Source organism: Desulfobacula phenolica, from assembly GCF_900105645.1.
Taxonomy (GTDB): domain Bacteria; phylum Desulfobacterota; class Desulfobacteria; order Desulfobacterales; family Desulfobacteraceae; genus Desulfobacula; species Desulfobacula toluolica.
In genome coordinates, this window is record NZ_FNLL01000010.1 from 65,445 (window position 1) to 88,203 (window position 22,759).

17 protein-coding genes are annotated in these 22,759 nt (G+C 45.2%); 5 read left to right on the forward strand and 12 right to left on the reverse strand.

The features are described from left to right. Positions 1 to 9 precede the first annotated feature (9 nt). From BLT94_RS16050 to BLT94_RS16080, 7 genes are read right to left on the reverse strand one after another with little or no spacing between them, the layout of a single operon-like run. Positions 10 to 1,665 (reverse strand): GspE/PulE family protein, encoded by a 1,656-nt coding sequence (locus tag BLT94_RS16050; protein ID WP_092236337.1) that lies wholly within the window; start codon positions 1,663 to 1,665, stop codon positions 10 to 12. An 18-nt stretch (positions 1,666 to 1,683) separates the two neighbouring features. Then, entirely contained in the window at positions 1,684 to 2,169 is a 486-nt protein-coding gene (locus BLT94_RS16055; RefSeq protein WP_092236340.1) for a hypothetical protein, read from the reverse strand. After that, on the reverse strand, positions 2,166 to 3,518 hold the full coding sequence (locus BLT94_RS16060; RefSeq protein WP_092236343.1) for a tetratricopeptide repeat protein: 1,353 nt from the start codon (positions 3,516 to 3,518) through the stop codon (positions 2,166 to 2,168). Before BLT94_RS16060 ends, BLT94_RS16055 begins: the two co-directional genes overlap by 4 nt. 2 nt (positions 3,519 to 3,520) lie before the next feature. Continuing rightward, positions 3,521 to 5,143, reverse strand: coding sequence for a hypothetical protein (locus tag BLT94_RS16065; protein WP_092236346.1), 1,623 nt, complete (start codon positions 5,141 to 5,143; stop codon positions 3,521 to 3,523). A gap of 23 nt (positions 5,144 to 5,166) precedes the next feature. Further along, positions 5,167 to 5,877 carry a hypothetical protein gene (locus BLT94_RS16070; RefSeq protein ID WP_092236349.1) on the reverse strand — a complete coding sequence of 237 codons (711 nt, stop codon included), beginning with the start codon at positions 5,875 to 5,877 and terminating at the stop codon, positions 5,167 to 5,169. After that, a complete protein-coding gene (locus tag BLT94_RS16075) occupies positions 5,874 to 6,455 on the reverse strand; it encodes a hypothetical protein (RefSeq protein WP_092236352.1) in 582 nt (193 codons plus the stop codon). Before BLT94_RS16075 ends, BLT94_RS16070 begins: the two co-directional genes overlap by 4 nt. A gap of 12 nt (positions 6,456 to 6,467) precedes the next feature. After that, on the reverse strand, positions 6,468 to 7,892 hold the full coding sequence (locus BLT94_RS16080) for a hypothetical protein (RefSeq protein ID WP_092236356.1): 1,425 nt from the start codon (positions 7,890 to 7,892) through the stop codon (positions 6,468 to 6,470). Between the two features lie 744 nt (positions 7,893 to 8,636). Here BLT94_RS16080 and carA point away from each other — a divergent pair. From carA to BLT94_RS16100, 4 genes are read left to right on the forward strand one after another with little or no spacing between them, the layout of a single operon-like run. Next, complete coding sequence (carA, locus tag BLT94_RS16085) at positions 8,637 to 9,779, forward strand: glutamine-hydrolyzing carbamoyl-phosphate synthase small subunit (protein WP_092236359.1); 1,143 nt, start codon at positions 8,637 to 8,639, stop codon at positions 9,777 to 9,779. Then, positions 9,766 to 12,996: a carbamoyl-phosphate synthase large subunit gene (gene carB / locus BLT94_RS16090; RefSeq protein WP_092236362.1), complete on the forward strand. Its 3,231-nt coding sequence runs from the start codon at positions 9,766 to 9,768 to the stop codon at positions 12,994 to 12,996. The genes carA and carB overlap by 14 nt, the downstream gene beginning before the upstream one ends. Positions 12,997 to 13,000: 4 nt before the next feature. After that, positions 13,001 to 14,416 carry an amidophosphoribosyltransferase gene (gene purF / locus BLT94_RS16095; protein WP_014959635.1) on the forward strand — a complete coding sequence of 472 codons (1,416 nt, stop codon included), beginning with the start codon at positions 13,001 to 13,003 and terminating at the stop codon, positions 14,414 to 14,416. A gap of 5 nt (positions 14,417 to 14,421) precedes the next feature. Continuing rightward, on the forward strand, positions 14,422 to 15,417 hold the full coding sequence (locus BLT94_RS16100; RefSeq protein ID WP_092236364.1) for a radical SAM protein: 996 nt from the start codon (positions 14,422 to 14,424) through the stop codon (positions 15,415 to 15,417). A gap of 54 nt (positions 15,418 to 15,471) precedes the next feature. Here BLT94_RS16100 and modC read toward each other — a convergent pair whose 3' ends face one another. The 3 genes from modC to modA are packed head-to-tail and all read right to left on the reverse strand — an operon-like array spanning position 15,472 to position 17,688. Continuing rightward, positions 15,472 to 16,185, reverse strand: coding sequence for a molybdenum ABC transporter ATP-binding protein (modC, locus tag BLT94_RS16105; RefSeq protein WP_014959633.1), 714 nt, complete (start codon positions 16,183 to 16,185; stop codon positions 15,472 to 15,474). 7 nt (positions 16,186 to 16,192) lie between these two features. Continuing rightward, entirely contained in the window at positions 16,193 to 16,894 is a 702-nt protein-coding gene (gene modB / locus BLT94_RS16110; protein WP_092236367.1) for a molybdate ABC transporter permease subunit, read from the reverse strand. Further along, positions 16,894 to 17,688, reverse strand: a complete 795-nt coding sequence (gene modA / locus BLT94_RS16115) for a molybdate ABC transporter substrate-binding protein (RefSeq protein WP_092236370.1) — start codon at positions 17,686 to 17,688, stop codon at positions 16,894 to 16,896. The genes modB and modA overlap by 1 nt, the downstream gene beginning before the upstream one ends. 372 nt (positions 17,689 to 18,060) lie before the next feature. Here modA and BLT94_RS16125 point away from each other — a divergent pair, with 372 nt between their 5' ends. Continuing rightward, positions 18,061 to 19,179 (forward strand): substrate-binding domain-containing protein, encoded by a 1,119-nt coding sequence (locus BLT94_RS16125; RefSeq protein WP_092236598.1) that lies wholly within the window; start codon positions 18,061 to 18,063, stop codon positions 19,177 to 19,179. Positions 19,180 to 19,195: 16 nt separating this feature from the next. Here BLT94_RS16125 and BLT94_RS16130 read toward each other — a convergent pair whose 3' ends face one another. Together BLT94_RS16130 and BLT94_RS16135 are read right to left on the reverse strand one after the other, a co-directional pair. Further along, complete coding sequence (locus BLT94_RS16130) at positions 19,196 to 20,431, reverse strand: DEAD/DEAH box helicase (RefSeq protein WP_092236376.1); 1,236 nt, start codon at positions 20,429 to 20,431, stop codon at positions 19,196 to 19,198. Between the two features lie 109 nt (positions 20,432 to 20,540). Further along, complete coding sequence (locus tag BLT94_RS16135) at positions 20,541 to 22,739, reverse strand: acetate--CoA ligase family protein (protein WP_092236379.1); 2,199 nt, start codon at positions 22,737 to 22,739, stop codon at positions 20,541 to 20,543. Between the last annotated feature and the right edge of the window lie 20 nt (positions 22,740 to 22,759).

Consider the following 22,759-nt stretch of genomic DNA (forward strand, 5'->3'; position numbering starts at 1 on the left):
GAGTCACCGTTACAGGGTAACCCTGGCAATTTCTTCAAGGGTGGTAAATCCTTGACTTACCTTTTCCAATCCTGATTCCCGAAGCGTTGTCATGCCGTTGGACCGTGCAATTTTTTCAAGTTCATCCGGCGTCAGTTTTTTGGAAATCGCCTGGTTAATGGCAGGTGTGATTTCCATGATTTCAAAAATACCGGAACGTCCCAGGTATCCCGTATGGTTGCATTTTTCACATCCTTTGGCCCGGAAGACGGGTTTTCCCGCGTTTTTCCAGTCGGTCAGGTCATATCTTGCAAGTTCTTCTTTGTCCGGAATGTATTCCTCGCGGCAGACCCGGCAGAGTTGCCGGATGAGGCGCTGGGCAATTATGGCCCGCACTGTGCTGGGGATATAGTAAAGCTCGACCCCCAGATCCAGGAGCCGGGCAACCGTTGCTGCCGCACTGTTTGTATGGATGGTGGAAAAGACCAGATGACCGGTCATGGCGGCCTGGAAAGCAGCCCTGGATGTTTCAAGATCACGGATCTCACCCACCAGGAGGATATCCGGGTCCATTCGCAGAAAATGACGGATGGCTTTGTCAAAGGTCAGGCCGACCTGGGGATTCAGGTGGGTCTGCTTGATGACGGGCAGTTCGTATTCCACTGGATCTTCAATGGTCATGATGTTTTTTTCAAGGGCATTGATGCCTTTTAAAATGGAATACAATGTGGTGGTTTTACCGGAACCCGTGGGCCCTGCCATCAAAACCATGCCATAGGGAAGGCGTGACAGGCGGTTGAGCAGATCCTGTTCGTTTTTGTTCAGCCCGAGGCGGTTGAATTCCAGGGCAACATTTCCCCTGTCCAAGATACGCAGTGCAATATTTTCACCGTGAATCCCCGGGGAGACTGCCGCACGGATATCCACATTTCTTCCCAGAAATTCAAAGCTCATGCCCCCGTCCTGGGGAAGGCGCTGTTCGGCAATGTCCATGCCTGTCATTATTTTTATGCGCGTGAGCAAGGAGATGTGCAGCTGACTGGGAAGAATGCTGTCGCTTTGAAGGATGCCGTCCACCCTGTAACTGACCCGGACGGATTTTTTTTCCGCTGAAATATGAATGTCAGTGGCTGATTTTTGAAGGCCCTTGGTTAAAAAAAGATCCACAAGGCGGCTGATGGGGGTCTCAATCACCAGATCCCCGTCCATACCGCCGTTTAAAGCGGCTGAAACATTCCGGTCGATCTCTTCATCAAGGGTGGCTCCCACGTCATAATAAAATTCAATGGCATCAAGTATGTCAAGCCTGTCTGAGGCATAACAGTCCACGTCAAGGCCTGTGGCCCGTATGATTGTATCCACGGCTGTGACATCGTTTGGATTGTCCATGACCACATGCAGGCTGTCATTGACCAGGGACAGGGGCATAAAGGTAAACTGCCTGGCAAGCTTGCCGTCGATCAGCTGCACTGCGGCAGGGTCAATCTGGGTCTGCTTCAGGTCCACATATGGAATGTCGGAATTTTGTGCAATGATCCGGGACAGCTTTTTTTCCGAAAGAATGCCCAGGCGGACAAGTACGTTGCCCAGGAGTTCTTTGGTCCGTTTTTGTTCCCTGAGGGCAACGTCCAGCTGCTGTTCACTGACCCCGCCTTCTTTGAGTAATATTTCACCAAGGAGTGCCATAAGATTTGGTCCCTTTTTTTATTTTTCCAATACGATATTAACAATAATCGGGTTCACGCCCGGATATTCGAGCAGGGAATCCCCGATTTTTTCATTTAAACGTATTGTTCTCGGATCATACAGACCCTTGTCATCAATAAAGCTCAGCCAGATATCGTTACTGTCACCCGGCTCAAAGGTCAGGTAATACTGTCCGTCACTGTCCGTATTTGTCACATGATTCTGTTTGACTGTTTTTTTGACAGGCCCCTTATTGGATACGTTGACATCTCTTTTGATCAGAAAAACCATGCAGCCCTGAACAGTCCGGCCGGCTTGATCAAGAACCTGGCCGGTAACGGAATAGCTTTTCAGGTGGGTGACACTGGTTGCTGACACGGTGTGCGTTGCAGGTCCGTTAAGGGTGTTCATATTGGGACTCAAGCAACCGCAAACAAAACCGGCAGTCATCAATATCAACGAAAAATAAATAAAAGTGTGGTTGCTCAGTTTAACTTGTCTCATGATTTGCTCTCCATTCGTTGGTCAATATTTATTTGAATTCTTTGAAGTAAGTTGATTCTGGTTTGAATTTTTAGTTTAAAAGCTTCCGATTGCCTGGCCATGCCTGTGTTCAGCGCCTTGGCATAATACTTCAGCGCGTCTGAAAATTTTTTCTGCTGCTCAAGTATGGATGCGGCAGCAAGAATGGCTTTGGTATTATCCGGATCAAGTACAGAACTCCTTTTATACAGATTCAGCGCAGGTTCAAGGCGGTTTTGAACCTGGTTCAGATAGGCCAGGTTGAACAGTGCCTTGGGGTTGTCACCCCTGATTTCAAGGTTTTTTTCAATCAGGGTTTTTGCTTTGTCATATTCTTTTTGACGGATATGCAAAATACCCAGGTTTAACATGACATCCGGGTTTCCCGGCTCCCTGGCATGCAGTTTTTCCAGGATAGCTGTGGCCCGTTTTGTGTTTCCCCGTTTTATATGGATTGCCGAAAGATTGAGCAGGGCGCGGGTATAATTGGGATCAAGCAGCAGGGCTTTTCTGTAGAAATCCATTGCCAGATTAAGGTTATCGGCTTTCTGGGCTGACTGGCCAAGATTGAAATAATCTTCAGGATCAATCCGGCCGGATACATTGTTTTTGACCGGGGCTGCTTTTTTCGGTGCAAAAAACTGTGCCTGCCGGGAAACGGAAGATTTTTCCGGCTTGGCAATTGCAGTGTCAGGGGCAGTATCGGGACGGGACTGCGCTTTTGCAAGCAAAGCCTGCCCGGCCGGTTTTTGTTGTCTGACAGCTGGTTTCATGACAGCCGGTTCCATGACGACCGGTTCCATGACGGTAACCGGTTGTTGAACCGGGTTGTGGACCGGTTGTTGAACCGACCGGTGGACCGGTTGTTTCAGTATGGGTTGTTTTTGTGCTGTCTGCTCTTGAATGGATTCTCGCCGCAGTTGCTTAAGTTCCCTATCATCCCGTTGCTCTTGAACAAATTGCTCTTGGCTAACTTGCTCGTTGGTATGGGGTGCAGGTGAATTTTGTTTTTGCTCTATTATTATCAATGGTGTTTCATCATCTTTTCGGGAGAAGGATGTTATCTGCCCAGTTTTTTTTTCGTTCAAATCATCCTGTATTTTTTGGGGAACCTGTGCAGGGGCTGGCGCAGCCACAAGATTCTGACCCGACCTTTTTAATGAATACCCTGAAACAGATAAAACCGCGCAAAAAACCAGCACCAGGGGAAGATACCGCCTTGCCCTGGTTTTTTCTTTTTTTTCCCGGCACAGCATGGGAGGCACCTGGGAACCCTGGATCTTTTCAGTCCCGGGGCTTGTTTTATCAAGATAGTCTTGAATCAGGCTCATGATTATCTTTTTACAATTCTCGGAGTCAGTAAAATCACAAGTTCAACTTTTGAGTTTTCCTTGCTCTGGTTGCCGAACAGGAAATTACCAACTACCGGTAGATTGCCTAAAAGGGGAACACGGGTTCTGTTGTCTGTTGTCACATCCTGAATCATTCCGCCCAGTACAATGGTCTCTCCATCCATGGCGCTGATAATTGTCGATGCCGTCCGGGTATCCAGAACCGGAACGGTCCAGCTTGTACCCTGATAAGTAAAAGCTTCACTGCCTACTTGATCCGTAACAACAGGAACAATACTCAAGGTGATGATACCGTCTTCACCGATCTGGGGCGTAATGCCCAGGCTTACACCAGCCTGTGCCCTTTGAACGGTTGGGACCGCTTCATAGGAAACCGTGTCTCCGGCAGTCACAGTCTGGATTTCAAAATCAAGATACGGAATGGTCCTGCCTATACTGATGGTTGCAGATTGATTGTTGATCACATTGAGGCGCGGAGAGGAGATGGTGTTCACATCGCCCTGGGTTGCAATGGCATCGATCATTGCCGAATAAGTCCACTTGTCTGCAAGATTTGTCATGGCCAGTTGAAATGTGCCGGTGCCTGCGTTCAGGTTGCCGGCCATGCCGGAAGAAAGGTCAAGTCCAAGTGTGTTGCCGGCACGGATGGCAGACCAGTCAACCCCGTATTGGTGACCGTGGTTCAACTGAACTTCCATGATTTTGGCTTCGATAATGACCTGGCGCTTCAGGGATTTGTTCATCTGTGCCAATACATTTTCGACCCTGTCCAGAATATCGGGTCTGTCTGTTACAACTATTGTGCCTGATGCGGAATCCACCGTGGCAGAACCCATTTCAGAAAGCATGCCTGTTATTTCACCGTCTGATGTGCCTGCACTGCCGCCTTCCTGGCTTCCCTGCTCCGGCCTGGGGGTCAGCATGCCTTTCACCTGTTTCCAGACGTTAAGGCTTTCATCATCTTCTATTTCGGTCTCAACGGTAAATTCAGCGCTTATATCACTGCCTCCGTCTTCTCCGCCGGAAGAACCAAGCATGTCCCCGCCCACGGATGAAGTGGACGTGGAATAAATCAGCGGATAATCAAAATGCATAACACGGGTTTCCACGGATTTAATTCTGAGAATATTACCGTTTATTGTATAGGAATACTCAAAGGTCTGAAGAATTTCCTCCAAAGCCTGGCGCAGGGGAAGATTGTCAAATTCCACGGAAACCGATTCCGCTCCGTTAACATTCGTACCCAAAACAAGGTTCAGTTTTGCCTGCTTGGCAAGGCCCATGAAAACATCACGCAACGGCGTATTTCTCACGGAAAAAGAAAACAGCTGGCTGTCAAAAGGCCTTGTTTCGTCCATGACCGGATCAGGGGAGAATTCCAGCAGTGCGGGCAATTCCCCGGCTGTAAATTGCACGGCTTCCTGTGCAGGGCTTTGACTTTTGCTCTGTATGACAGGCTTGTCAATTGTTACAGGAGGGGCGGGTTCCGGAACAATGGAACAGGAAAAAAGAGTGGATAGCATTATGGAAATGGCTATTTTGAAAAAAAGGGCTGTGTTTCGCTTTAGTTTCAATTTTGATCTTGTTTCAACAGTTTTCAGCATTTCTTATACCACCTCATATTTAATCAATTAATACGCATATTTGGATTTAAAATTGAATCGACATTCATCATGTTATAGTCTTTGAGTACTTTTTTGAGCGGAGCCTGATAATCATATGATCCTTTGTTTGCGGATCTTGTGCTTTTTTCTTGTTTTTTTGAACACAATTTTTGAAGCGGGGTATTTGCAGGCGACAGGCTTAAAGATTTTCTGTCACCGCCACTTGCAAGCATGATGGAGTTGGGAGATATTTTGAGGACATCATAGCCTGATATCCTGCTTCCTTCAGATACAAACTGATTGTTAACAAGAGCAATGTTTTTTTTGTCTCCTACGATAACCATGGAAAGGCTGAACTCGGGTGCCTCGGGTTTTGGCGGGGTGGCGTCTGACAGGCCGTTTTCAACAGTCGCGCTTGTGTTTTTCGCACCTGCAATTGCAGCATCCGCATTGGTGGCTATGCCTGCGAATTTTTCAGGCCATAAAAAGGGGTTGCGTTTAACAGCCGACAAAAGCATGTCCTGCCGCTCTTTTTCCGACTTGATTTTTTCCATTGTAATGGCAAAAAGATCCGAAGAAAAGGCTGTTTGTTTGTTTTGGGCGATCCTGGTTGTTTCAAGCTCCGGGATGTCCAACATGGCTTTGCTGCCGAAAAAATAATGATAGGCATATCCGGTTGAAGCAATCATAACCACAATAAAAACAAGGAAAATTACAAGCTGTTTTTGGTTCATAGCACCCCCATCTCTTCAAGGTCGTTCTGGGTCAATGTTAAAAGACTTGCCGGTAACAGCAAATCAAGGGAAATGGTGCCGTTTGCCCGCCTGTCTGTTCCTTTGTTAAAATTGGCTGAATTTACCCGTAAGGGGTAGTCGTGCTGCAAAAGCAATGCATTGAGAAAAGATTCGGCTTCATGGGGATATGAAAAATTAAAATTAATTTGAAAACCGGTTTTCTGCAATGGAATCGGCGTTTTTTCAAATGACCGTTGATGGTTCATTGCAATTGTTGAATTGACATCTTTTAACAGCTTGGGTGCCAGAAAATCCAGGAACTTGACCAATCCTTTCTCGGGATCATCGAATTGCATCCTGCTGTCCATCCAGGGCTTCAGGGTCAGGGCAGATGCGGTAAGCTGTTTGAGTGTTTGCTCTGCCTGTGTTTTTTGCGATTGCAGGGTGCGGATACGGCTGTCAAAAGAGGTTTCTTTTTGTTGGTAGAGGGCAACCGTATCCTGCTGACTGCTGCAATGAAATATCAATAATGCTATAACTAATATTCCCAGAAAAAGATTGATGTGTCTGATTTGCATGATAAATCCCTTTTATTTTAGTCCCAGTACCATTTGAAAGGTAAAGAACTTGGTTTTTGCATCAAGGGTCTGAGGCATGTAATTTACACTGTTCACCGCAAAATACGGGGATGTGTCAATGTTTGCACCAAACACTCTCAGCTCTTCAAGCCCGATCTCCCAGGAAGGTGCCTGGATCTGCCCGGAAACATTTCCCTTCCAGTTGTTTTGGGCATCAGGAACCATCAGTAAAGAATCCAGGACAATATTTGAAGGGGTCTGACGTCCGAGATCGGAAAGGATTTTATCCCAGGCCACTTTGTTTTTAAACGTCTGATCGTAAAATGTTTTCCATCCCCGGAGAGGTTTGAGTCTGTTGACTTTGTTTTCAAGCTCTTCCACGTTTTTCTGTAAATTCAGAGCGACATTGTATTTTTCAGTCACCTTGGTTTTTTCTTGATCAATCTGCCCTTGCAGCTGGAAACTCCATATCGCAAGCACAACGCATGTGGTAAAGATTACGGCATATACGGGGTAGTAAATTTTTTTGTCTTTTTTGCGTGCAGATATTGATTTTGGCAAAAAATTAAAATGTTTATCTGAAAAAAGGCTGCTGAAAACATGAAACAGTTCAGCCTCACGGTCAGGCGTGTAATTGTTGATCAGTGAAGATGTTAATTGAAAAAAATAGTCGGCTCCCGGAACCGTCAGGGGGTTTGTTCTGAAAATGCGCTCAATGTCCGGATTTCCGAAAATATATACGTTTTTAGGTTCGGATTCCCTGAAATTTTGTTTGAAAAAATTGACTGTTCGATTCAATTCCTTATCAATTCTCTGGGAAAATGCCTGCAATGTTTCCGGGCTGTCAAGGTCTGCCTCTTTTATGCCGAACGGAAAATTTCTTGCCATTTTGACGGACCCGTTAAGCGCTGCAATAACAATCACGGATTCTTTATCCCCGATCCAGGTGACAATATAAGTTGCGTTCGGAGATTCTGACGCTGCAACGGTTGAGGCAAGGCTTGCCGGTAATGAGGTGATGCTTTTGATTTTTTTTGTATGGTCTTTAAACAAGTTCCATATTTCAAGGATTTTTGCATCTTCAACTGCAATATAGGAGATTGCCTGCTGGTTACCATCCCCGGCAGGCGCTTCCGCCTCAATTTTAAATGCAATGTTCGGATCCGCCTGGGATTCGAATTTTTCCAGCGCATCCTGGTAAAGAAGGTTGGAAAGGTGTTTGGATGGGACTTTAGGAAAATTATTCCATACATAGGTGGCGGACAGGAAAGAATCATTGATATGGATTTCATCTATGGAACGGCAAGTAGAACCAAGCGCCTCGCGGGAAGAAAGGTCAATCGGTTCTCCGGCAAAATAGCCGCCTTTTTTTTTCTCGATAATGATCCCGCTGAGGCGATCCTGCTGCCTGCTTACAGATAGATATTTTTTTTTCATTTTTACAACCATTTCCTGTAATCAGCCCAATGCATACGGGAGATCATAAGTTAGTAAATGAAAGATACGCAACAAACACATATCAAAGTAAAATTAACGACAGGCCAATAAAGTTATTGTTATTTTTTATAAAGTGGCCTTTTTTCAAAGGACTTGCGGATTTAATCACACTTGAAACGAATCGGCTTGATACCTCTAATCAAGCCGCCTAATGTTTCAATTTGGCAATTAATTAAATCTTGCGTCCTAAGAGACTTACATTAAAACGCTTTATTTACTTAAGGAAGCATTTAACGCTTGTCAAGAAAAAAATTAAGATCTTTGTATTTTTAATATAAGATCACCAATTTTTCAGTATTCTTTTTGGTCGGCCCATCACTAAAGTATAGTAATAACGATGTTAAAACCTTTAATACATGACGTGTTGGGAATTAAGCATATTTTTATATGACAATATTGTTTTGTCTGAACTTCAGCAGGATATAAAGTAAATGGTTGTGCTATGATGCAAATATTTTTTTCGTGTAACGCGATTTAAAATTTCAGGTGCTGCTCCCTTTTTATCAAATGTCCGGTCAAATGTCTGTCCTGTCAAATATCCGGCCTGAAAAGAACTAACTTGCCAAAATTACACAAATTATGTTATCTAAACAGGTTGAATTTACAAAGGCAGGATGCAACGATGATCCGGGTTCGGCCCGGATCATTTATATCAATACATAAGGTTAACAGGTGTAAATTTTTATGAAAGCATTATTAGCCCTTGAAGACGGCAGAATTTTTCCCTGCAGAAGTTTTACCGGACCTGGTGAAGCAACAGGAGAAGTTGTTTTCAATACCAGCATGACAGGATACCAGGAAATCCTGACCGACCCCTCCTACCATGGCCAAATGGTCACCATGACTTATCCGTTGATTGGAAATTACGGTGTCTGCCCAGAGGATATTGAATCCGACAGGATTCAGGCGGCGGCATTTATTGTAAAAGAATACCAGGATTTTCCCAGCAATTTCAGATCCAGAGGAACCCTGGCAGATTATCTGATCAAAGGCCATGTGCTGGGTATCCACGATCTGGACACAAGGGCCCTGGTGAGGCACATCAGAAAATCCGGGGCCATGCGTGCTATTATCTCCACCTCGGATTTTGATCCAGCTTCCCTGGTTCAAAAGGCCGTTCAGATACCTTCCATGCAGGGCAGCGATCTTGTGGAAAAAGTCACCACAAAAAAACCCTATTTCTGGAAATATAACCAGCCGGATTATATTGATACCAATAAATTGAATGACCCTTTAATCTGGCGGTTCAGGGGCAAGAAACATTGTGTTGTGGCCCTTGATTTCGGCATAAAATACAATATTATCCGGTGTCTGGAAAAAGCAGGATGTGAAGTCCTTGTGGTTCCTGCCAGGACTAATGCAGATATCATCAAGAGTCTCAGGCCCGAAGGTGTTTTTCTGTCCAATGGTCCCGGAGACCCCGAACCTGTGACTTATGCTGTTGACACCATAAAGGCACTTCTTGGATTTGTTCCCATATTTGGAATCTGTCTGGGCATGCAGCTTTTAGGCATTGCCATGGGCGGAAAAACCATGAAGATCAAATTCGGTCACAGAGGGGGTAACCAGCCTGTTAAAAATCTTTCCACCAACAAGGTTGAAATCACCTCCCAGAATCATGGCTTTGCCGTGGATTTAAAGACAATCGGCAAGGATCATTCCGTCATGACCCATATTAATTTGAATGAAGATTCCCTTGAGGGTCTGAGCAATGACACCATCAAGGCGTTTGCCGTACAATATCATCCAGAAGCATCCCCCGGCCCTCATGATTCAGCCTATCTTTTTAACCAATTTGCAAAAGTGATTGAAGATGCCAAAGCGTGAAGACATTAAAAAAATCCTGATTATTGGTGCAGGCCCGATTATTATCAGCCAGGCCTGCGAGTTTGATTACTCCGGCACCCAGGCCTGCAAAGCCCTGAAAGAGGAAGGGTATGAAGTCATACTGATCAATTCAAACCCTGCCACCATCATGACCGACCCCGAAACTGCCGACCGGGTCTATATTGAACCTGTCACACCTGAAACCGTTGCCAAGGTCATTGAAAAGGAACGGCCCGACGCCCTTTTGCCAACCCTGGGCGGCCAGACCGGTTTGAATACGGCCATTGAAGCTGCCAAAGCAGGTGTTCTTGAAAAATATAATGTGGAGATGATCGGGGCGTCCGAAGATGCCATTAACAAAGCCGAAGACCGGGAATTGTTCCGGGATGCCATGAATAAAATCGGCTTGAGAATCCCCAAAAGCGGTTTTGCCACCAATATGCATGAAGTGGAAACCGTTTCCAGGCGTATCGGCTTTCCCATCATTGTCAGGCCCAGTTTTACTCTTGGCGGAACCGGCGGAGGGGTGGCTTATAACATGGAAGAGGTTCTCAGTCTTTCAAAGTCCGGCCTTGACGCAAGTCTAATCACCCAGGTGATGCTGGAAGAATCCGTTCTTGGCTGGAAAGAGTATGAGCTGGAAGTGATGAGGGATCATGCCGATAATGTGGTGATCATCTGTTCCATTGAAAACGTGGATGCCATGGGTGTACACACGGGTGATTCCATAACCGTGGCCCCGGCCCAGACCCTTTCGGACAAGGAATACCAGAAGCTTCGGGATGCCTCCATCGCCATTATCAGAGAGATCGGCGTGGATACGGGCGGGTCAAATGTCCAGTTTGCCGTTAATCCGGAAAACGGGGATATTATTGTGGTGGAGATGAACCCGAGGGTGTCCAGAAGTTCGGCTCTTGCTTCCAAAGCCACGGGATTTCCCATTGCGAAAATTGCCGCCAAACTGGCTGTCGGATATACTCTGGATGAAATTACCAATGATATCACCGGAGAAACCATGGCCTGTTTTGAACCGTCCATTGACTATTGCGTGGTGAAAATTCCCAGGTGGACTTTTGAGAAATTTCCTGAAACCGAAGATGTTTTGACCACTGCCATGAAATCTGTGGGTGAAACCATGGCTATTGGCAGAACATTCAAGGAAGCCCTTCAAAAAGGGATACGGTCCCTTGAAATAGGTCGGGCCGGTTTTGGCGGAGATGGAAAAGATCCGCTGCCCGGAAGTGTTGCGGGCAATGAACTGGAATACAAGCTGTCCACGCCCAATTCCCAGCGTCTGTTCTACCTGAAATATGCCATTGAACACGATATGCCCATTACCATGATCTATGAAATGACCGGCATTGACCCCTGGTTTCTCAACCAGATGAAGCAGATCGTGGATCTTGAAAAACAGATTCTGCTTGCCGGCAAAGACCTTCCCAGGGATTTGTTTGAAAAAGCGAAAAAATACGGGTTCTCGGATGTGCAGCTGGCATACCTGACAAAGCTGACGGACAAACAGATTGAGCAGACCCGAAAAGACCTTGGCATCGTTCCGGTGTACAAACTTGTGGATACCTGTGCCGCAGAATTCAGGGCTGCCACGCCCTATTATTATTCAACCTATGAGACAGAATGTGAAGCCAGGGTGTCTGACAATAAAAAAGTCATTATCCTGGGCGGCGGACCCAACCGGATAGGGCAGGGCATTGAATTTGACTATTGTTGTGTTCACGCCTCTTTTGCCCTTAGAGAAGAAGGCGTGGAGTCTATCATGGTCAACTCCAATCCTGAGACTGTTTCCACTGACTATGACACTTCTGACAAGCTCTATTTTGAACCCCTGACCCGTGAAGACGTGCTGCACATTGTTGAAAAGGAAAAACCATACGGCGTTATTGTCCAGTTTGGCGGCCAGACTCCCCTGAATCTTGCTTCGGATCTTCAAAAAGCCGGTGTTCCAATCATCGGGACCAGCCCGGACAGCATTGACCGGGCCGAAGACCGGGATCTTTTTCAGGAGATGCTCAACAAACTGGGACTGCGGCAGCCTGAAAACGGAATTGCCTTCAGCTATGAAGATGCACAGCGCGTGGCAAGGGATATCGGTTATCCGGTCATGGTTAGGCCTTCATTTGTTCTGGGCGGCCGTGCCATGAAAATTGTATATGATGAGAGCGATCTTGAAGAATATTTTGATCTGGCGGTCCAGGCGTCTCCTGACAAGCCGGTTCTCATTGATAAATTTCTTGAAGAAGCTTTTGAGCTGGATGTGGATGTGATCTCGGACGGCGAAAAAACCGTTATCGGCGGCATGATGGAGCATATTGAAGAGGCTGGTATTCATTCGGGCGATTCTGCCTGTGTGCTGCCGCCCTATTCAATTTCCCAAACCCATATTGATGAAATGGCAGATGCTGCGCGGGCCATTGCCAAAGAACTCAATGTCAGGGGCCTGATGAACATCCAGTTCGGTATTATGAATGACACGGTCTATATTATTGAGGTCAACCCGAGGGCTTCGCGAACCATTCCCTTTGTCTCCAAAGCCATTGGCGTTCCTCTGGCCAAGCTTGCCACAAAAGTCATGCTGGGAAAAACCCTTGATGAACTGGGCATTACCAAAGAAGTGATTCCTCACTATTATTGTGTCAAGGAAGCTGTTATGCCTTTTGATCGGTTTGACAATGTTGATCCGGTGCTTGGGCCTGAAATGAAATCCACGGGTGAAGTGATGGGGATTGACAAAGATCTGGGTGCTGCCGTTGCCAAAGCCCAGCTTGCAGCAGGACAAAAGCTTCCCACTGAAGGCACGGTTTTTATCAGTGTTCAGGACAAGGATAAGGCTGCGGCCCTGCCGGTTGCCAGAAGTTTTCATGAAATGGGATTCACCATCATGGCCACAAGGGGAACGTCAAGCTTTCTTGAAGAGAACAATGTTCCCGCAAAGCTGATCAAAAAAGTATCGGCAGGCCGTCCCCATGTTGTGGATGCCGTTAAAAATAATGAAATTCAGTTGATTTTAAACACCGGTGCATCCAGCCAGACCAAACAGGACGGATATGAAATCAGGCGGGCCGCCATCAAGTATAAGATTCCTTATGCCACGACAACGGACGGAACTAAGGCCATTTGCAGTGCCATTGAGGCCCTGAAAAAAGAAGGCCTGTCTGTCAAGCCCATTCAAGATTATCACCTGGAAAACAAGCATGCATGATTTAATGATAAAACAAGAAAGACCCAAAGATGAATGTGGAGTATTCGGGTTGTATAAACATCCCGAAGCGGCCAAAATAACCTATTTCGGCCTGTATGCCCTGCAGCACAGGGGGCAGGAGAGTGCAGGCATCTCAGTTAACCGGGGGGTTGATGATGCGATTTTTTCTCATAAGGGCATGGGCCTTGTGCCTGAAATATTCAACATGGAGGATCTGGAAAGAATTGAAGGCGGCTCTGCCATAGGCCATGTCCGGTATTCCACCACAGGGGATTCAGTATTGACCAATGCCCAGCCCTTTGTGGCAAACCACAGGCACAGATCCTATGCCGTGGCACATAACGGGAACCTGGTGAATGCCCATATTCTTAAAGAAGAACTGGAAGAGCAGGGGTCTATCTTCCAGACCACCATGGATTCTGAGGTTTTTTTGCACCTGTTTATCAAGAACCTGATCAAAGGGGATTATGAGAGTGCGATTTTAAAGGCGGTTTCAAAAATTGAAGGGGCCTATTCCATGGTCCTTTTAACCTGCAAGGGTGAAATCATCGGCATAAAAGACCCCAACGGATTCAGGCCCCTGGCCCTTGGAAAACTCAACGGCCATTATGTGTTGGCCTCAGAGACCTGTGCCTTTGATTTGATCCAGGCCGAATTCATCCGGGAGCTTGATCCCGGAGAAATTGTCATCATTAATGAAGACGGTATCAGAAGCATCAGACATCCCAAGGCTGCCGAGCATAAATCTTTGTGCATCTTTGAATATATTTATTTTGCCAGACCCGACTCCACTATTGACGGAAAAAATGTCTATGAGATGAGAAAAGCCCACGGCAGGCGGCTGGCCCAGGAAGCACCTGTAGAGGCCGATCTTGTCATGCCGTTCCCGGATTCGGGCAATTACGCGGCTATAGGGTATGCAAAAGAATCGGGCATTCCCTTTGAAATGGGCATGATTCGCAACCATTATGTGGGGCGAAGTTTTATCCAGCCCACCCAGTCCATGCGGGATTTTGCCGTCCGGGTGAAACTCAACCCGGTCAGGGAATTGATCAAAGGCAAGGATATTATTATTATTGAAGATTCCATTATTCGCGGCACCACTGCAAAGACCCGGGTTAAAGCACTGCGGGAGCTTGGGGTAAAAAAGGTTCATATGCGCATCTCCTGTCCTCCTCATAAATTTCCCTGTTATTACGGCATTGATTTTTCTTCCAAAGGAGAATTGATTGCCGCCCAAAAATCCGTGGAAGAACTTCGGGACTACCTGGGTCTTGATTCTCTGCACTACCTTTCCATTGAGGGCATGCTGGAAGCATCCGGGGTGAAAAACCCGGAGCAAAATTTTTGCAAAGCCTGTTTTGACGGAAACTACCCGGTTGCCTTTGATCCGAATTTTACCAAGCAGTGTATGGGGTAGATAATATGCAAAAACAAACCGTGGCATTTTCAAAAGATTCTTCCAACCTTTTCTTTCATATCCTGACCAGGTGCAACCTGTCTTGTACACATTGTTATATCAACAGGGAACAGCACGGGGACAACACCCTTGAGATTGATACCATCAGGGACTGGCTGGCGCTTTTTTCAAAAAAAGCCGCCCAGACCAATATTATTTTCTTAGGGGGCGAACCTACTCTTCACCCGGATCTTCATCTGGCTGTCAAATCGGCAAAAGGCCTTGGATTTAAATCCATTACCATTGATACCAACGGATACCTGTTCCATGATATCCTGGATAAAATTTGCTGCGACGATATTGATTTTCTGTCGTTTTCTCTGGATGGTGCCACAAAACAGACCAATGACGCCATTCGGGGAGAAGGAACCTATGATAAGGTTATGGAGGGTATTCAAAAAGCACGGGCCAGAAATTTTTCATGCTCCATGATATATACAGTGTCGGATCAAAATATTCATGAACTTGAGCTTATGCCGGATATTGTCAGGGGACTGGACATTGACCGCTTTTTTATCCAGGTGATCGGCATCAGGGGCAAATCCTCAAAAACGGATGGAAAGCTTCAGGTCTCAAAAGAAACCTGGCTGAACATTATTCCCGGGGTGGCGGAAACAATCGCGGCCCAGGGTATTATTGTGACCTATCCAAAGGTGTTTCTTGATGAGGATGAAACTTTTCAATGCGCCGGTCATGTGGCGGATAATTATTTTGTCTTTCCCAACGGCAGGGTATACCAATGCCCCATCTGCGAAGATTTTCCTTTGCATTCTTATGAAATCAAACATAACAAATTGCTTGCCACACCAAAAATCAATGAAAAAGATTTGTTTGATCTTACCATTCCCGAAGGCTGTGTCATGAACAAAATGATCCAGCCCCAGAACCTTGCATATAATGAATCAGGTGATCCTGAACATAAGATTGCCTGCTGCATGCTCAAAGAGGAAATTTCCATTTAACGGCAGATAAAATTAACGATACAATCAAGCGACACAATCAAATAAATTGTATCGTTAATTTTTCAAGGCCATTGCCCCTGTTATTTCCTGGAAATAATCCATACTTAAAATATCCCTGGTTTTTCCGGCGGCCTTGAGGCTGCCATGGCTTAACACAAGAATTTTTTTGGCAATCATTAAGATTTCATCCATGCTGTGGGTTACATACAGAACCGGTATGGACAAATTGGTTGAAAGTCTTTTGATAAACGGAAGCACTTCGTTTTTTCTTGCTTCATCAAGCGAGGCTAAAGGTTCATCCATGAGCAGGAGATAAGGGCTTGTCAGAAGGGCTCTGCCCATTGCCACCCGCTGCTTTTCACCCCCGGATAATTTTGCGGGCCTGCGGTTGAGAAGGCTTGAAAGGTCTAACAGGTCAACCACCTGGTCAATCTCTATATATCGCTCATCCACAGGCACTAATTTCATCCCATAGGTCAGGTTGGACATCACGGACAAATGCGGAAAAAGTCTTCCTTCCTGGAAAACATACCCGAACCGTCTTTTTTCAGGTGCAATATGAATTTTTTTGCCGGAATCGTAGACACATCGGTCATTTATAATAATGTGCCCGTTGTCAGGCCTGGTTAACCCGGCTATCATATTGATAACCGAAGTCTTGCCGGAGCCTGATCGTCCTAAGAGTGCTGTAATACCGATATCCGGGCATGAATACCTGACCTTGATTTCAAACTCTTTGTATTGTTTTGCAAGATTGATGTCAATCATGGGTTGACTAATCTCCTTTAACTATTTTGGATAGTTTTTGTGACAGATAATCTGATGCCATGAGGGCAAAAAATGCCGTTACAACGGAAATGATACACAGCCTCATGGCACCTGAGTCTCCATCCGGCATCTGGGTCATGGTATACAAAGCCAGTGGCAGGGTGCGGGTCTCACCAGGTATGTTTGATACAAAGGTGATGGTTGCACCGAATTCACTTAAACTTCTTGCAAAGGCCAGGATCATGCCGGTTAAAATTCCCGGAACGATCAATGGAAGGGTGATGGTGAAAAAAATTTTTATTTTGCCTGCGCCAAGTGTTTGGGCTGCATCTTCAAGGCCGGCATCAATGCCTTCCATTGAGAGTCTCACCGCCCGGACAAACAAGGGAAAGGCCATCACAGCAGATGCAAGGGCAGCCCCTTTCCAGTTAAAGGCAAAGCTGATCCCCGTAAGGTTAAAGAGTGCCTCACCCAGAACTCCTTTGCGGCCCATGCAGACAAGGAGAAAATATCCGGTTACCACAGGGGGAAGAACAAGGGGAATATGAATCAAACTGTCAAACAGGGCTTTTCCTGGAAATTTTTTTTTGGCAAGCAGCCATGCAGCAGCGATACCGGGACCAAAAGAAATAAACACAGCCCAGAAAGAGACCTTGAGACTCAGCAGCAAAGCCTCTATTTCAAAGGGTGTCAGTTTTAAAAAGGACATTATTTGACAAAAAATCCATATTTATTAAAAATTGCTTTTGCTTCAGAAGATTCCATAAAGTTGTAAAATGCCCGGGCGGTTTTGGTATCATTGCCCTTTACAATTGCGGCCTGGTAAGTCACAGGCGGATGGGAGTTTTCAGGAAAAATCCCCGCGACTTTAACCTTGTCTGTTATTGCAGCATCAGTGGCATAGACTATTCCCAGGGGGACCTCCTGACGTTCAACAAACACAAGGGCCGTGCGAACATCCTTTGCTCTCACAACTTTCGGGGCAATTTTATCCCACACTCCAAGATTCATTAGAGCCTGTTTGCCATAAATGCCGGCAGGAACATGATCCGGGTCACCCATGGCTAATTTTTCTGTGCCTATTATCGGCAAAAGATCAAAACCAGGATGAATATCAATTTTTATGTTGCTTGCCGCAGGTGCAATCAAAACAATCCTGTTGCCAAGCAGATCCCGGCGTGTTCCCTTTTCAATCAGGTGTTTATCATCAAGAAATGTCATCCATTTGGGATTTGCAGAGATATAAACATTTGCCGGAGCACCTGAAGCGATTTGCTTTGCAAGGGTTGAGGACGATGCAAATGACGGCACAAACCTGCCGTATTCTTTTTGGGAAAACAACTGCCCTATTTCATCAACGGCATTGGTGGTTGATGCTGCTGCAAAAACCAGAATTTTGTTTGATTCTTTGGCAGTTGCCGGATGAAAAAATCCAAGGCTGATAATCATTATCAAAAGAAAAATAGCGGGAAAATTTTTGTTGGCCGGTTTTGAAAAAATCATTTTTATACCATCCTTCAATGTTATGAAATTTAAAAAAAACGTTCTAATGTTTTATGTGAAAGTCTTGAAAAATTCACACAGAGACTTTCAATATTTGCCGTGGGTGAACCTGAACGAAAAATCAAGTCTGCCCATGGCGGTTGTTAAAAGCTTCTTTATAATAATCATGTCTGCACACGTCAAGATATAATTTAAAACTACATTTCATTTTTATTTTTTTAATATATATATTGTGGTATATTGAGTCTGGTTTGGGAAGAACAGGATAACAGCCTGAAAAAAATCAATTTTATCAGCCATAACAGCAAGCAATTAAACATAAAAGCTAAGGAATCAAAAAAAATCAGGAATCAAAAAATTCAGGATAAAAACATGAAATCAGTCAAATCCCCGGATATTATCTGCAGGTTAAAAGAAATTCGAAATAAAAAAAAATTTACACAGACACAACTGGCAGATCTTGTGGGACTGAAAAGACAGGCCATATATGATATGGAAGCGGGCCGATATTTGCCCAACACATCTGTGGCACTTAGGCTTGCAAGGGTTCTGGATACCAGTGTGGAAGATATTTTTTATGAAAAACTCCAGGAACATCAACCCGTTGCCCTGGTTGATGAGCAGACCATAACCGACCCCCGGGTCAGTATTGCAAAGATACGCGACAAGCTTTATGCTTATTCTCTTTCCGGTAAAAATTCCATTATGGAGGAAATGAAGGCAGCCGACGGCCTTCTGGAGCCCGGCAACAACAGGGTGATGATTTTAAAATCCAATGAACAGCTGGAAAACACAGCACTGCTGCTGGGGTGTGACCCTGCTTTTTCAATCCTTGGACACCACGTTCATAAAAACCGTACTGATGCAGCTCTTCATTGCCGCTTTGCATCAAGTAAAAAATCCATTTGTCAATTGGCTGACGGGTATACGCATATTGCAGGAATTCACATGCATGACACAGGTTCCATTGACGGCAATCAGGAATTTATCCGTAAAGGATTGAAAAATTTTAAAGGTCTTCTTGTGGCCTTTGCTTTTTTTGAAGAAGGGTTGATGGTTGCCAGGGGCAATCCCCTTAATATCAGAAAACCAAGTGACCTTGCACAAGATGGGATCTGTTTTGTAAACAGGGAAAAGGGCGCCGCACTCAGAACTCTTCTGGATGATTGTCTTTTAAAGTCAAATATCCCATTTTCCGCAATTCATGATTATAATGATATTGTTAACACTCATTCCCAGGGTGCCCTGAAAATAATACATGGAATTTGTGATGTTGCGCTTGGTCTGCGTGCTGTTGCCACCGCCTTTGATCTTGACTTTGTTCCCATCACCCGGGTCAGATGTGATCTTGTCATACCCCATGATTTTTTGATCCACACAGGTGTTAAAACAGCCCTTGATACGATGCAAAAGAGCAGTTTTCGAAACGAATTAAGCTGTCTTCCAGGTTATGATGCTTCGTGTACCGGAAAAATTATTGCCAAATTTTAAGATCACAAGAATTTTTTTATTTTTTCTTTCGTTTTTTCTTGTTTTTTTCCCACTCTTCTTGTTCCGCGATCAACTCCTTGATGCTTTGTCTTTCTCTGGAGACTTTGAGTGTTTCGGCATAATCTTTTTTGCCCATGGAAATGGTTTCTATTGGTTTGCTTAAAAACTGCTGAATGGCATCCAGGCGCTCTTTTTCTTCCGTGCTGCAAAAGGAGATGGCAATGCCTTTTTTAACGCCTCTGCCGGTTCTTCCCACCCTGTGGACATAATTTTCACTTTTTTCAGGAAGGTCATAGTTGATGACATACTTAACATCGGGGATATCAATGCCCCTGGCACTGACATCCGTGGCGATCAGGATGTTTATGCCGCCCTGCTTGAACAGGTTCATTACACTGGTTCTGTCTTTCTGGTCTTTTTCTCCGTGAAGGGTTGCAGATGTTATATTGTCCCTTTCAAGGGCTTTGGCCACCCTTTCGGCCCTGACTCTGGTTCTGACAAAAACAATGATTTTAGTTTTTGGATTGTCATGAACAAATCTTCGCAAGAAAAACCGTTTATCATCCATTTCAACAAATATAACAAAATGGGATACATTTTTAGAGACCGGATCATCCGGGGAAATTTGAATTCGGATGGCAGACGATTTTACCTGGGAAAAGGCAAGTTTTTTTATCTCTTTATTAATGGTGGCGGAAAAAAACAGGGTCTGGTGGCGCTGAATAAGCTTTTTTTTGACTGCGCTGATATCCTTTATAAATCCAAGGTCCAGCATCTGGTCTGCTTCATCAAGGACAAGCGTGTTAACATGTTTCAGGCTGATCGCTCCCTGGCTGATCAAGTCAAACATGCGTCCTGGCGTTGCCACAAGCACGTCTATTCCATTGCCAAGCTTTTTGATCTGGGGGTCCTGCTCAACCCCGCCGTAAACGGCATATGCTTTTACCTTGGTGTGTTTTGAAAGTTCGTCAAATACATTGCCGATCTGGGCGGCCAGTTCTCTTGTGGGCACCATGATAATGCATTTGATTCCCCAGGATCGCCTGGAGCTTTTTGCCCTGTGGATGTTGTCAATTATGGGAATGGCAAATGCCGCTGTTTTTCCGGTGCCGGTCTGGGCAATTGCCAGTACATCTTCTCCTTTCATGATGGAAGGAATGGCTTTGTACTGGATATCTGTAGGGCGTTTAAATCCGAGATCGGACAAATTTCTCTTTATGGCTGAGGATATATGGTATGTTTCAAATTTCATGGATTCTTTTCTGCGCTTGAGGTTAAATGCTTAAAATACAGGGTATTTAAAAAAAAAACAACCGCGGGTGTCAAATATGTTAACATGCTCATCTAAAAAAAAGCATGCGTCAGGGCTGTAAGTGGGCACATCGCCAGTCATTATACCTGCACATTCCCCAAAGTGCCTTTACCGCTCTTTCAGGAGAAGGGAAAAACACACTTTTATACTCATATCCGTCAAGCCTGTAAAGGGTTCTGCTGATTTCATCTGTCAAAAGACTCACCCCCAGAATTGGTTTTCCATATTTTTGCGTTAATTTAATTACATGCTTTGTATAGGCATCTTCAACCTGCAGTAAGTCATTTTTAATTGATTGTGCCAGGGCTTTATCAAAGTCAGGATCTGCTTTGCACACCGAGTCAATCATATTGTTGGCATGCACCCGTTTTCCATGAATACCCAGGTGAATGAGCGCATCACACCCGTCCCATTTGAGCATTTCTTCCATACAGGTTCTGGGAATATCAGGATCACTTTCTCCCACAATATCAACAGGATTTGCGTGGCTCCAGAAGGATGGCAGAATCTTGTTGAGCCGTTTAATGATATCCTGTGATAATTCCGGAACCTCAAGCCCTTGTTCCGCACACAAATCTGCCGTGATAACGCCCCAGCCGCCTCCAAGGGTCATGATGGCCACCCGGTTTCCACGGGGCAGAGGCAAAGATGAAAACACGGCAGACAGATCCAGAAGTTCAATGGGTTGATTCACCTGGATAATTCCTGACTGTCTGCATGCCGCGTCAAAAACTTTTATGTCTGACGCCATGGCCCCGGTGTGGCTGGATGCTGCTTTTTCACCTGTTTTTGTTTTGCCGCCCTTGAGTACGACCACAGGCTTTTGCCGGGATACCCTTGCCGCGCTTTTAAAAAACCGTGAACCGTCCTTTACACTCTCAATATAAAGCACAACTGTTCTTGTCAGATCGTCAATTTCAAAGGCCTCCATATAATCTTCGATAGTGGCCATGGCCTCATTGCCCGACCCTGAAAATGCACGGATTCCGATATCCTGCTGCTCTGCAAAGGCCAAAAGCTGGATACCCATGTTTCCCGACTGGCAGACAAGAGCGGTGGAACCCGGCAGAGGGTAAGCATGGGCGGCACAACAATAAAAATCCATATGGGGATTGCATATCCCCATTGTGTTGGGTCCAAGAATCAATATTCCTGCATCATGGGCCGCTCTCACCAGTTGTTCTTCCAAGATTATCCCGGCGGCTCCTACTTCCCTGAACCCTGAAGTAATTAACAAGATTCCTTTGACATGTTTCTTTTTCAAATCCGGTATCAGGTCTATCACTTTATTTGCCGGGATGGTCACAACAGCCAGCTCAATATCCGCTTCAATTTCCATCACTGATTTATACACATGCCGACCGATTATTTTTCCGCCTTTGGGATTCACAAAATAAACCTCTCCTTTATAGTCTCGGGACAAGGTGTTGGTCAGCAGCATATGCCCCCATTTTCCCGGAGTGGCTGATGCCCCGATAAAAACTATGGACTTTGGATAAAAACAGGACCCCAATACATTTAAATCAATGTCACAGACCTTGTGTTTTTTCTTTCTGATCTCTTCCAGCACAATCAATCCGTCCACGGCAACAGGAGACCCGTCCGGCTGTATGATCAGAGGATTGATATCCATCTCTTTGATATTCGGGTAGGCTATGGACATATCTGATAATCCCTTGAGGATTTTTTTAAGAGTCTGTTTGTTAACGGCTTTTTCACCCCTGAAAGCATTTAAAAGTTTTTTTGAAGATATTTGTTCAAACATGTCTTCCATATCCGCATCATTTAACGGCGCAATTTTAAAGACAATATCCTTTAATGCCTCGGTATATATCCCGCCCAGGCCAAACACAATGACCGGTCCAAACTGGGGATCTTTGAACATGCCTGCTACAAATTCTCTTTTGCCGGATATCACAGGCTGGATCAAGAAGGCATCTATAGTCTCTTGGGCAGAAAGTTTCATCTCTTTGACCGCATCAATAACTTGTTCTTCCGTGTTCAGTCCGACGCGCACAAGGCCTGATTCTGTTTTGTGCAGAATGGTTTTTCCAATGCCTTTTAACACCACTGGAAATCCTGTTTTTTTGCAAGCATCCAGTATCCGTGGCAGATCTGTTTCCCGCTGTTCTTTCACAACCGGGATATCAAATACGGTAAATATTTTTTTTGCCTCATCTTCTGCTATGCAGTTGGCAAGAGATTTTAATTTTGCATCAATCAGTTCTTGAATATCTGTTTGTTTCATTTGTCATTTTGCTCCACTGA